General features: G+C 74.5%; 8 protein-coding genes. 6 read left to right on the forward strand and 2 right to left on the reverse strand.

Annotation, left to right across the window (positions count from 1 at the left end):
- Window positions 1-123: 123 nt before the first annotated feature.
- From HDG68_RS01105 to HDG68_RS01115, 3 genes are all read left to right on the forward strand, one after another.
- Window positions 124-960, forward strand: coding sequence for an ABC transporter ATP-binding protein (locus HDG68_RS01105; RefSeq protein WP_172148462.1), 837 nt, complete (start codon window positions 124-126; stop codon window positions 958-960).
- Window positions 960-3,512 carry an ABC transporter permease gene (locus HDG68_RS01110; protein WP_172148464.1) on the forward strand — a complete coding sequence of 851 codons (2,553 nt, stop codon included), beginning with the start codon at window positions 960-962 and terminating at the stop codon, window positions 3,510-3,512. Before HDG68_RS01105 ends, HDG68_RS01110 begins: the two co-directional genes overlap by 1 nt.
- Before the next feature lie 152 nt (window positions 3,513-3,664).
- A complete protein-coding gene (locus HDG68_RS01115) occupies window positions 3,665-7,579 on the forward strand; it encodes an FtsK/SpoIIIE domain-containing protein (RefSeq protein WP_172148485.1) in 3,915 nt (1,304 codons plus the stop codon).
- Between the two features lie 272 nt (window positions 7,580-7,851).
- Here HDG68_RS01115 and HDG68_RS01120 read toward each other — a convergent pair whose 3' ends face one another.
- Window positions 7,852-8,289, reverse strand: coding sequence for a hypothetical protein (locus HDG68_RS01120; protein WP_172148487.1), 438 nt, complete (start codon window positions 8,287-8,289; stop codon window positions 7,852-7,854).
- A gap of 208 nt (window positions 8,290-8,497) precedes the next feature.
- Between HDG68_RS01120 and HDG68_RS01125 the strand changes: the two genes are divergently transcribed.
- Window positions 8,498-8,746 (forward strand): WhiB family transcriptional regulator, encoded by a 249-nt coding sequence (locus tag HDG68_RS01125; protein WP_172148489.1) that lies wholly within the window; start codon window positions 8,498-8,500, stop codon window positions 8,744-8,746.
- A 92-nt stretch (window positions 8,747-8,838) separates the two neighbouring features.
- Here HDG68_RS01125 and HDG68_RS01130 read toward each other — a convergent pair whose 3' ends face one another.
- Window positions 8,839-10,314, reverse strand: a complete 1,476-nt coding sequence (locus tag HDG68_RS01130; protein WP_172149086.1) for a sensor histidine kinase — start codon at window positions 10,312-10,314, stop codon at window positions 8,839-8,841.
- Window positions 10,315-10,378: 64 nt separating this feature from the next.
- Between HDG68_RS01130 and HDG68_RS01135 the strand changes: the two genes are divergently transcribed.
- Both HDG68_RS01135 and HDG68_RS01140 read left to right on the forward strand, forming a co-directional pair.
- The gene (locus tag HDG68_RS01135) at window positions 10,379-10,879 is read left to right on the forward strand and encodes a DUF2505 family protein (protein WP_172148491.1); all 501 of its coding nucleotides are present in this window, start codon (window positions 10,379-10,381) and stop codon (window positions 10,877-10,879) included.
- 297 nt (window positions 10,880-11,176) lie between these two features.
- Window positions 11,177-12,514, forward strand: a complete 1,338-nt coding sequence (locus HDG68_RS01140; protein WP_343037357.1) for an ABC transporter substrate-binding protein — start codon at window positions 11,177-11,179, stop codon at window positions 12,512-12,514.
- Window positions 12,515-12,553 lie beyond the last annotated feature (39 nt).

The raw sequence follows: 12,553 nt of genomic DNA on the forward strand, positions 1-12,553 counted from the left end.
GGGATGACCCCGGCACGGCCAGGACCAGCCTCGCGGCCGACGCCGGCGGCCGGCGCGGTCCGTAGCGTCGGTGGTGTCATCGGCTCCCGCGTGGGGCCACCCCTCCGACCGTGGAGACACCTCGTGGACACCACCGTGTTCGTGCCCGTCGACGACGCCACCGGCGCCGCCGCACCCGACGCGACGCCCGCCGTGCGGGCCCGTGCCCTGACCAAGACCTACGGCCGCGGCCAGGCGCAGGTACACGCCCTGGACGGCGTGGACGTCGACTTCGACGCCGGCCGGTTCACCGCGATCATGGGCCCCTCGGGCTCGGGCAAGTCGACGCTGATGCACCTGCTGGCGGGGCTGGACAGCGCCACGAGCGGACAGGCCTTCCTCGGGTCCACGGACGTGACCGCGCTCGGCGACAAGGCGCTGACGCGGTTGCGGCGCGACCGCGTCGGGTTCGTCTTCCAGCAGTTCAACCTGCTGCCGATGTTCACCGCCGAGCAGAACATCACCCTGCCCGTGGAGCTCGCCGGCGGCAGCGTGGACCGCGCCTGGTTCGACACGCTGGTCACCACCCTCGGGCTGTCGCAGCGGCTGACCCACCGCCCCAGCGAGCTGTCCGGCGGGCAGCAGCAGCGTGTCGCCATCGCCCGAGCGCTCATCGCCCAGCCGGAGGTCGTCTTCGCCGACGAGCCCACCGGCAACCTGGACTCGCGCGCCGGGGTCGAGGTGCTCAGCTTCCTGCGCCGGTCGGTGCGCGAGCTGGGCCGGACCGTCATCATGGTCACCCACGACCCGACCGCCGCCGCCTACGCGGACCGGGTGGTCCTCATCGCCGACGGGCGGATCGCCGGGGAGATCTCCGACCCGACACCGGAGGCCGTGCTGGCCGGCCTGGACGCGCTGCGCTCGCTCGAGGCCCCCGTGGCCGGGACGGCGGCCGACGGCGGCACCCGGGCGGGTGCCTGATGCTGCGGATCACCCTGGCCCAGATGCGTCGCAGCGCCGGGCGGCTCACCGCCGCCGGCGTGGCGATCGTCATCGGCACCGCGTTCGTCGCGGCCACCCTGCTGGCCTCCGGCGTCATCACCCGCATGACGTACGACTCCATCGCCGCGCAGTACGGCGACGCCGACCTGGTGGTCGGGGCCAGCGAGGACGCCCCGCTCGACGTCGACGCGCTCGCCACGACGGACGGGGTCGCGGCCGTCGCCCCGGTGACGTCCACCTACGCCCAGCTGACCGACGGGGCACGGTCGGTCTACCAGAGCGTCGTGCCCACGGCCGACGACCGGCTGATGCCCCTCGAGGTGACCGAGGGTGGCATGCCCGCCGGACCCGACGAGATCGCCCTGCCGACCGACGTCGCCGAACGGCTCGACGTCGCCGTCGGGGACACCGTCGACGTGGGCCGCGACGTCGTCGGCGACGACGGCTCGTGGCAGCAGGTCACCGAGACGCCGACCGTCGTCGGACTGCTGGACGACCCCTTCGGGGCGTACTCCCAGACCGGCGGTGCCGCCGTCGTCGACGCCTCGACGTACACGACCTGGCAGACCGAGGCCCGGGGCGAGCCCGCGCCCGTGACGGAGGCCGCCGTCGTCGTAGCGGACGGCGCGGACCTGTCGGCGACGCGGTCCGCGCTCGCCGGGACGATCGGCGGGGCGACCAGCACGGACAGCTCCCCGTGGGTGGTCACCACCGACGAGCGGGCGGCCGAGTCCGCCGCTGAGCTCACCGACGGCCAGGACCTCATGTTCCTCGTCTTCGTCCTGACGTTCGCCGCGATCGCGCTGGTCGTGGCCGGACTGGTCATCGCGAACACCTTCCAGGTGCTGGTCGCCCAGCGGGCCCGCACGCTCGCGCTGCTGCGATGCGTCGGCGCCGACAAGGCCCAGGTCGGCCGCGGAGTCCTCGTCGAGGCCGGGATCCTCGGGCTGATCGCCTCCGTCGCCGGTGTGCTGCTCGGCACGGCGCTCGGCCAGGCCGCGCTCTGGGTCGCCCACGCCATGGACGTGCCCGTCCCCCTGCCGGACACGGTGACGCTCACCTGGCAGGTCGTGGTGATCCCGGTCCTGGTCGGCACGCTGGTCACCGTCGGCGCCGCCGTCGTCCCGGCCCGGGTCGCCACCCGGGTGGCACCGCTGGCCGCGCTGCGACCGGCGGCGTCCCCCTCGACGTCACGGCGCGCCGGGAAGGTCCGCCCGGTGCTGTCGCTGCTGGCGGCGGTCGTCGGGTTCGCCCTGCTGGGCGGGGGTGCCGCCCTGGGCACGCTCGGGCAGGAACCGACGCTCGGCCTGCTGGCCGGGATCGCCGGCGGTGCCCTGTCGTTCGTCGGCGTGGCCGTCGGTGCCGTGTTCTGGCTGCCGAAGGTCGCCGCGGCGGCCGGGCGGCTGGTCGGTGCCTCCGGTCCGACGGCGCGGCTCGCGGCCGCGAACACGCTGCGGAACCCGCGGCGCACGGCCACCACCAGCACGGCACTGCTCATCGGCGTCACGCTCGTGGCGATGATGTCCACGGGGGCCGCGAGCGCCCGGGTGTCGCTGACCGCGGCCCTCGACGAGCAGTTCCCGGTGGACGTGATGGTCGCGAGCACGTCGTGGGACGCGGACGGTGCGCCGGCGGCGATCCCTGCAGACCTGCGAGCCGAGCTCGTTGCCGTGGACGGCGTGACCGCTGCCGTGGACGTGCAGGACTCGGTCGTCGCGGAGCCCGGGGGCCAGCGCCGCTTGACCGCGGTCGACACCGGGGACGCGCGCGCCGTGCTCAACTCGCCGCAGCGGCTCGACGGGCTGACGGAAGGAACCGCACTCGTCGGCAGCGACGTGGCCGGGAACCTTGACGACGGCGACTCGCTCGAGCTCACCGGTCCAGACGGAGTGGTGTCGCTGGCGGTCGTGCTGAGCGACTCGGCGTCGTCGAGCACTTTCGTCACCCCCGCGGACCTCGCCCGCTTGGATGCAGACGTTCCTGCCTCTGAGGTCTACCTGGCCCTGGACGACGACGTGGACGCCGTGGACGCCGTGGGCGCGATCCAGGACGTGGTCGCGGACTCCGGGGAGTCGGCGCAGGTGACGGGCATCGCGTCGCAGCGCGCCATGTTCGACCAGGTGATCGACACGATGCTGGGCATCGTCCTTGGGCTGCTGGCGGTGGCCGTGGTGATCGCGCTGATCGGCGTGGCCAACACGCTGTCGTTGTCGGTGCTCGAACGGCGTCGCGAGTCGGCGACCCTGCGGGCGATCGGGCTGTCCAGGGCGCAGCTGCGCGGCATGCTCGCGGTCGAGGGCCTGCTCATCGCGGGTGTCGGCGCCGTGCTCGGCGTGGTGCTCGGTCTGGTCTACGGGTGGGCCGGCGCCGCCGCGGCGCTGGGCGTCATGGGTGACGTGACGCTCTCGGTGCCGTGGCGGGACGTGGTGCTGGTGCTGCTGGTGGCGCTGCTGGCGGGGCTGGTCGCCTCGGTGGCCCCGGCGCGGACCGCGCTGAAGGCCTCGCCGGTGGAGGCGCTCGCCACCGAGTAGCCGGCGCCGTTCCGTGCCGCGAGATCGACGGACCCGTTCCGAGATCGACGTACCGTGCGTCGATCTCGGTCCGGGTGCGTCGATCTCGCGGTTGTGCACAGGCTGTGGACGGCCGCTGCGGCACGCGGGTCGACGGCGGCACCCTGGTGGCCATGCCCGTCCGCCTCACGCTCCACCCCGGCGAGGACGTCGAGCTGCCCGACGGCGCCCGGCTCGGCGACCTGCGCCCCTCGCTGGCCGACCTGGCCCGGCGTCCCGAGCTGCTGCACCGTCCGCTGCAGGCCGACGGCACCGTGGTCGAGGACGACGGCGTCGCCGGCGCTCGCCCCCTGCTGGCCGGCGCCACGCTGCGGCCCGCCGGCGCCCCGCAGCCCGAGGCACCCGATGTCGCCGCCCTGCGCAGCCCGTGGCTCCTCGCCGCGGCCACGGGACCACGAGCCGGGGAGCCGGTACCGCTGACCGGGGCGATGCGCCTCGGACCGGTGACCGTGCGGGTCGGGGCCCACGGACGGGTGCAGGTACGCCCGACCCGTCCGGCCTGGCCCCTGCGCCGCCGCTCGGAGCCGGCCGTGCTCGTGACCGAACGCTCCGGGCGGGAACACCGCCGCCAGGTGCGGATGCCGTGCCGGTGGCGCCCCGGTGCGCTGCTCGAGGTGGACGGAACCCGGTTCGCCGTGCATCCCTCGGGCCAGGTGGACCTGTGGCTGGCACCGCCTGAGCAGGACGGTGGCCCCGGGTCGACGCCGCCCTGGGGGATGCTCGCGACCGGGCTGGTCCCGGTGGTCGGGTCGATCGCCCTGGCGGTCGCGTTCCGCCAGCCGCTGTACGCACTGTTCTCCCTGGTGACCGTCGTCGGCCTGCTCCCCCAGCTCCTGGCCCGGCGCAGACGCCGGGGCTCGGGCCTCCCGGCCCGGGACGTCGGGACCGCCGCGGGACGGGTCCCGCAGCCCGTCGGCACCGAACCCGCGCGCACGGCGCTCCGGGTCGTGGCTGCGCACCAGGCCTCGCCCGCCGCATGGCGTCGGGCCCGGCAGACCCTGGCCCGGAGCGCCCGTGACCGCACCGGTGACCCGCCCGCCCCGGCGACACCGGCCGAGCTGCTGCCCGACGGCGCCCTGGCGGTGCGCGGGCCGCTGGACGCGGTGCGCGCCACGGCACGGTCCGTCGTCGTCGACCTCGCAGCGGCCGGTGCGGACGTCACCGTCGCCGGGACCGGCCGCGGCTCCTGGTCGTGGTGCCGCTGGATCGCTCCCGGCGAGGACGAGCGCCCCCGGGTGCTCGTGGTCGACGGCGCGGACCGCGCCGGGCGGGCCGCCGCGGACACGGCGGCCCGCCGGGGCGACGCCGTCGTGCTCTGCCTGCCCAGCGGTGCCGGGGACCCGGCGTCGGTGCCGTCGTGGTGCCGGGCGGTCGTCGACCTCGACGGCCGGGGTGGCGCCCGACGGCGGGCCCCGGACGGCACCGACTTCGTCACCCGCCACGTCGGGGTGTCGGCGGCGTGGGCGGAGCGGACGGCGCGACGGCTCGCCGGCCTGCGAGGACTCGGCCGGTCGCTGACGACGCTGGCCGACGCCGCCCGCGGCATCGAGGCCGCGGCGACCGTGCCCCCGGCCGAGGACCGGGACGACCCGACCGACCGGCGGCTGCCCACCGCGGTGGCCCTGGGGGCGCTGCTGCCCACGGACGATCCTGCCCCGCGGTGGGCGCGGGCCGAGGGATGGAGCATCCCGCTCGGGTGCGGCGCGGACGGGGACCCCGTGCCGTTCGACCTGGTGGCCGACGGACCCCACCTGCTGGTCGCGGGCACGACGGGGGCCGGAAAGTCGGAGCTGCTGCAGTCGCTCGTGCTGGGCCTGGCCCTGACCCGCTCCCCCGCCGACCTGTCGTTCGCGCTCGTCGACTTCAAGGGCGGGGCGTCCTTCGGCCGGTGCGCCGACCTGCCCCACGTCGTCGGGCAGGTGACCGACCTCGAGCCAGGGCTGGCGGGGCGTGCCCTCGCCGGGCTCCGCGCCGAGCTGCGCCGTCGGGAGCACGTGCTGGCCCGGCACCGCGTCGCGTCGCTGGACGACGCCCCGCCCGGCACCCTGGGACGGCTCGTGGTCGTCATCGACGAGTTCCGGGCCCTGGCGGACGACCTGCCCGAGTTCCTGCCGGGGCTGCTCCGCGTCGCGGCGCAGGGCCGCTCGCTCGGCGTGCACCTGGTGCTGGCCACGCAACGGCCCGCCGGTGCGGTGGGCACGGACGTGCGGGCCAACGTCTCAGCGCGGATCGCGCTGCGCGTCGTCGACGCGGCCGACTCCCACGACGTCGTGGACACCGCCGCGGCGGCCCGCATCCCGGTGTCCGCGCCGGGCCGGGCCGTGCTGCGCGTCGGGTCGGGCGCGCCCGTCGCCCTGCAGTGCGCCCACGCCGGCGCGACCCCCGACGCCGCGCCCGCCGTCCGCCGCGCTCCGTCCTGGCGCAGCACGGGTCCCGACCCGGACGGTCGGTCCGGCCACCTGGACGATCCGGGCGCGACGCCGGAAGGCAACGCGGCGCGGACGGCATCAGTCTCCGAGGACCCCGTGGCGCGCACGGTCGACCGGATCCGCCAGGCTGCCGCCCGGCAGGGTCACCGAACCGGGCCGCCGCCGTGGCTCCCGCCGCTGCCGGAGGACGTCGACCCGGACTCGGTGCCCGCCGACGTCGCCGACCGCCCTGAGGCCGGGTTGCTGCTGGCGCTCGGTGACGAACCGGACCGGCAGCGCCGCACCCTCGTGCGGTGGCAGCCGTCCGACGGCCATCTCGCCGTCCTCGGCGGTGCACGCTCCGGACGGACGACGGCGCTGCTCCGGCTCGCGGTGTCCGCCCTCGACGCCGGCCGGCCGGTGCACGCGCTGGTGCCGGCGTCGGCGGCCGCCCTGTTCGCTCCCCTGCTGGACCACCCGGGCTTCGGCACGCTCGCCGGCCCCGAGGACCCGCGGCGCGCACGCCGCCTCCTGACCCTGCTGGACCGGGGCGGCCCGTCCGAGTGCCTCGTCGTCGTGGACGACGTCGCCGAGATGCGCGCCGCCCTGGCCGGCTCCGACCCCTGGGACCCCCTGGCTACGGCGGTCGCCACCGGGAGCACGGCGTTCGCGATGAGCGCGGACTCCGCCCACGTCGGCGGGCTGGCGTCCCGGACCGGTCCGCGCCTCGTCCTGCTCGGCGGGGACCAGCACGCCGACGTCATGCGGGGCGCCCCGACCGCGATGGCCGGCACCGGAGGCGTCCCGGGCCGCGCGGCGTGGATGGCCGGCGCGGGCCCGGTCACCTGCCAGGTGCTGCGTCCGATGCCTCCCCGGGCACCCGCCGGCCCGAGACCTGAGCCGCCGCCGCGGCTGCTGCCGCTTCCGACCACCGTGGACCCGGCGGACCTGGCGCTCGACGGGATCGCGGACATACGAGGGACGGCGGGCGCGCCGGGACCTGCGGAGGACCCGGACTCGGCAGAGGCACTCGTGCCGCTCGGCATCGGCGGTGACGCCGCCGGGCCCGTGGGACTCGACGTCCGAGCCGGCGCGCTCGTCGTGGGTCCGCGCGGCTCGGGTCGGACGGCGACACTGGTGACGATCACCCGCTGGGCCGCTGGGCGAGGACTCCTGGAGGCCGTCGTCACCCGCGACGAGACCCTCCGCGCCGCCGCCGGGGACGCGCGGACGTGCCGGCCCACCCCCGACGAGGTCCGCGCGCTCGTCGGTGGGCTGGGGCCCTCGCCGGGATGGTTGGTGGTCGACGACGTGGACGCCCTGGCCCAGAGCTGCCCCGTCGAGGCCGAGACGCTCGGCGCGGCGATGCTCGACGGCCTGACGGTCATCGGCTCGAGCACCACGCAGGGGGCGCTGATGGCCCACCGCGGGGCGCTGGCCGAGCTGCGGGGCCAGCGGACCGGCGTCGTGCTGAGCCCTTCCGACCGCGGCGCCGAGGAGGTCTTCGGCGTCAGCCTCTCCGACACCGCCGACGCGGGCCCGCCGCGACCCGGGCGGGGTGCGCTGGTCGCGGACGGCCGCGTGGTGCCGGTCCAGCTCGTCCTCCCGACCGCGACGTAAGCCACTCTCCCGGGAGGGAGGCCACTCCTCCGTGAGGTAGGCAACGTTCCCCGCGAGGTAGGCAATTCTTGCGCCAGAGAGGCGGCCTTGGGCCGAGGTAGGCAATTCCTGCGCAGGGTAGGCACCCGCACGATGAGAGGACTGCGGAATGCCGCTCGTTCTGGCTCCGGGTTGCCTACCTCGACGGGACCTCGCCTACCTGGGCGAGAAGTGGCCTACGTCGCGGGAGAGTTGCCTACCTCGCGGGAACGTTGCCTACGTCGCGGAGGGCGTCAGTCGATCGTGTGCCGGACCAGCGGGCGGGTCATCAGCCCGACCAGGATCCCGACCGCGAGCGCCAGCGCCACGGCTCCGGCCGCGACCGCCCAGGCCGCTCCGCCGGTCAGGAGCGCGACGCCGATCAACCCCTGGAACACCTGCCATCCGGCCACCGGCGCGCGCCCGCCGCGACGGCCGCGCCACAGCGCCCGGGCGGCCGCGACCAGCATCCAGGCCAGACCCGCGAAGAACGCGATCACGAACAGGCTGACCCCGACGCCGGCCGTGGCGCCGCGCACCAGGTCGACGACGACGGCACCGGCGAAGACGGCGAGTGCCACGGCCTCGAGCAGGACGCCCGCGAGCAGCGCGACGACTGCGGCGGGCGGCCGGCCACCGTCACCCCCGGAAGGGGCGTCCGGTGCCGGTTCGGCGACGTGCGGACCGGGCATGGTTCGTCAGGATACGCGGGCCGCAAGACTTTGTGCAGTGTGATGAAACCCTCACGGTTTACCTGGCAGAAATCTCGGCGCCACCCCTTGTGCGGGGGTTCACGAGGTGTGAGTCTTGATCTCAGATCCCGAACCCCCCTGGACCCTGACGGGTTGTCGCTGACCTGCCTGTGATCGCGCACCCGGGTCCCACGACCGAGGAGATGACATGGACTGGCGTCACAAGGCTGCCTGCCTCGAGGAGGACCCCGAGCTCTTCTTCCCCATCGGCAACACCGGCCCGGCCCTCATGCAGATCGAGGAGGCCAAGGCCGTCTGCCGCCGGTGCGACGTGGTCGACACGTGCCTGAAGTGGGCGATGGAGTCCGGTCAGGACGCCGGCGTCTGGGGCGGCATGAGCGAGGACGAGCGCCGCGCGCTCAAGCGCCGCACCGCGCGCGCCCGCCGCGCCGGCTGACCGCCGGCAGCACGCACGAGGCCCCCGTCGCTCCCTCGAGCGCCGGGGGCCTCGTGCGTGCCGACTGAGGGACAGGTCGGTGATCCCCGGTCTCAGCGACCGGAGTCCTCGCGCAGACGGACGTCGAGCACGACCTCGGTGCCGCCGCCCTGGCGGGGCTGCCAGTCGATGGACCCGCGCAGCTCGTTGACCACCAGCGTCTTGACGATCTGGGACCCGAGCCCGCTGCGGGACGCACGGCCCAGCTCCTCGATCCCCTCGCGCATCCCCACGCCGTCGTCGGCGACGACCACCCGCAGGTCCTGGCCCGTCCGCGTCACGTCGATGGACACGATGCCCGCCTCCCGTTCGGGGAACGCGTGCTCGACGGCGTTGGTCACCAGCTCGGTGAGCACGAGCGCCAGCGGCGTGGCGTCCTGGGCGGGGATCATGCCGAACGAGCCGCTCTGCCGGGTGCTGACCTGGGTGCGCGTCGAGGCGACGTCGGCGGCCATCCGCAGCGCCCGCTTGAGCATGTCGTCGAGCTCGACCTGCTCGTCGATCGTCTGCGACAGCGACTCGTGCACCAGGGAGATGGTGGCGACGCGTCGCATCGCCTCCTCCAGTGCCGCCCGCGCCTCGGGGACGTCCATCCGCCGGGCCTGCAGGCGCAGCAGGGCGGCGACCGTCGCGAGATTGTTCTTCACCCGGTGGTGGATCTCGCGGATCGTGGCGTCCTTGGTCATGAGCTCGCGCTCACGACGCCGCAGCTCCGAGACGTCGCGGCAGAGCAGGACGGCACCGATGCGCTGGCCGTGGTCGGTCAGCGGCAGCGCGCGCAGCGACAGCGCGACGCGGCCCGCCTCGATGTCGGTGCGCCACGGCGCGCGCCCCATGACGACCAGGGGCAGCGACTCGTCGACCGTGTTCTGCTGCTCGACGATCCCGGCGGTGACCTCGACGAGCGACTGTCCGACGAGCGGGCCGATGACGCCGAGCCGGTGGAAGCAGGACAGGGCGTTGGGGCTGGCGTACAGCACCTCGCCCTCGGAGTTGAGGCGGATGAGCCCGTCGCCCACGCGGGGTGCTCCGCGGCGCGGTCCGGTGGCGGCGTTGGGCGAGGGGTACTCCCCGCGTCCGATCATGGCGAGCAGGTCGTCCGCCGACTCCACGTAGTTGAGCTCGAGCCGGCTGGGGGTCCGCCCCGAGCCGAGGTTCGTCTGCCGCGCGACGACGGCGACGGCCCGGCCCTCGTGCACCACCGGGACGGCCTCCTCCCGCACCGCGTACGCACCGAACCACCGCGGCTCGCGGGACCGTTGCGCGCGGCCCTCCGTCATCGCGGCGACGAGCTGCGGACGCTGCCCCTCCGGTGCCAGCGAACCCACGACGTCGTCGTAGTGCACGGTGGCCCCGGTGCTGGGACGGCACTGCGCGACGGCGACGAACCCGCCGTCGTCGGTCGGCAGCCACAGCACGAGGTCGGCGAAGGCGAGGTCGGAGACGATCTGCCAGTCGCCGACCAGCAGGTGGAGCCACTCCACGTCCCCGGGCGGGAGGTCGGTGTGCTCGGCGATCAGGTCACTCATGGCGGACACGCCCACCAGCCTACGGGCGCCCCGCCGACGACGACGCCGCTTGTAGGGTGAGCGTGTGCACCTGACGGTGGAGCTGACCTACCCGGCGGACGTCGCCGACGTCGCCGCCCTGCTCAGCGACCCCGACTTCGTGCGCTGGCGAGCCGGACGCCCGGGTGCCGGGTCCGTCTCCCGGGTCGACGTCACCGGCGACCCGACCTCCGGGTTCACCGTCTCCCTGCGCCGGACGCTGACGACGGACGCCATCCCCGCTCAGGTGCGTCCGTTCGTCGGCGAGTGCCTGGAGATCCGTCAGACCGAGGCGTGGGAGGCCGCGGGGTCGGGACGCCACGTCGGGACCGTCGTCGTCGAGATCACCGGCGCCCCCGTGCGCATGACCGGCACCCTCGTCCTGGAGCCGCACCCGCAGGGCGGGTGCCGGCAGGTGTACACCGGAGAGCTGCGTGCCTCGGTGCCGCTCTTCGCGGCCGCCGTGGAGGAGGCTGCGGCGGGAGCCGTGCGGCGCACCCTGGAGTCGGAGGAGCAGTCCTTGCGCGACTGGCTCGCCGGCGCCTGAGCCCTCGTCGGACCCGACGATCTGCTGGATCGAGCATGGACAGTCGATCACAGTTCGATAACGGGAGCGCTCCCACACCGCTGTTGACCAGCGATGTTATGCGATCGCAACATTTCTGTCCGGCATCGGGGCCGATCGGCGCTTGACGCCGGGGGCTCGACCACGGAAGCATCAGTGGCGGTCGTGGAAGCGCTACCACCTCGTCGACGATCCGCCGAGGTACTGCGCCGACGAGGTGCGTCGGTAGCGCTCTCCAAGCGTCCTACCGTTTGTTCGAAACCAGACAAGGGAGTCACCGTGCTCAGCAGCACCAGCCCCCGCCGGAATCGTCGCTTCGTCGCGGCGAGCGCCGGCATCGCGTCCCTCGCTCTCGTCCTCGGCGCCTGTGGCAGCGGGGACGAGCCCGCGGACGAGGAGACCGCCGCCGAGGAAGGCGGCAGCACCGACGAGGAGATCACCCTCACGGTCGCCACCTTCAACAACTTCGGGTACACCGACGAGCTGCTCGCCCAGTACACCGAGGAGCACCCGAACGTCACCGTCGAGCACGTCACGGCCGCCCAGGCCGAGGACGCCCGCACGAACCTGTCGACCAAGCTCGCCGCCGGCGGCGAGGGCCTCGCCGACATCGAGGCCGTCGAGGTCGACTGGCTCGCCGAGTTCATGCAGTACCCCGAGCTGTTCGCCGAGATGCCGGCCATCGACGGCCGCTGGGTCGACTGGAAGGTCGAGCAGGCCACCACGCAGGACGGCAAGCTCATCGGCTACGGCACCGACATCGGCCCGGAGGCCATCTGCTACCGCTCCGACCTGCTCGAGGCAGCGGGCCTGCCGTCCGAGCGCGAGGAGGTCGCCGAGTGGATCGGCGGCGACGGCGCCACCTGGGAGTCCTACTTCGACGCCGGCAAGGAGTACGTCGAGGCCACCGGCAACGCCTGGTTCGACGGCGCGGTCGCCACCTACCAGGGCATGATCAACCAGGTCGAGGCCGCCTACGAGGACCCCAGCACGGGTGAGCCGAAGGACCTGGCCTCCAACACCGAGGTGCAGGACCTGTACAACCAGGTCGTCACCGCCTCGGTCGACGACGAGCTGTCCGCCGGCCTGGAGCAGTGGGGCGACGACTGGTCGGCCGGTTTCCAGAACGACGCCTTCGCCACCATGCTCTGCCCGGCCTGGATGACCGGGCCCATCGAGCAGAACGCCGGTGGCGTCGAGGGCTGGGACGTCGCCGACGTCTTCCCCGGCGGCGGCGGCAACTGGGGCGGTTCGTTCCTGACCGTCCCGGCCTCCGGCGAGAACGTCGAGGCGGCCCAGGAGCTCGCCGACTGGCTGACCTCGCCCGAGATCCAGACCCAGGCCTTCGTCGAGGCGGGCACCTTCCCGTCGCAGGTCGACGCGCAGGAGTCCGAGGAGGTCCAGTCCTTCACGAACGACTTCATGAGCGGCGCCCCGGTCGGCTCGATCTTCTCGTCGCGGGCCCAGGCCATCGACGGTGCGGTCTACAAGGGGCCGAACTACTTCGCGATCCACCAGGAGGTCCAGAACGGTCTCAACCGTGTCGACCTCAACGGTGAGGACCCGGAGGCGTCGTGGGAGACCACGCTGTCGTCCGTGAACGAGCTGGGTCTCTGACGACACCGGCCCGAGGATGACCGGTCCCTGACCGCATCC

It is taken from the genome of Isoptericola chiayiensis (genome assembly GCF_013149805.1).
GTDB lineage: Bacteria > Actinomycetota > Actinomycetes > Actinomycetales > Cellulomonadaceae > Isoptericola > Isoptericola chiayiensis.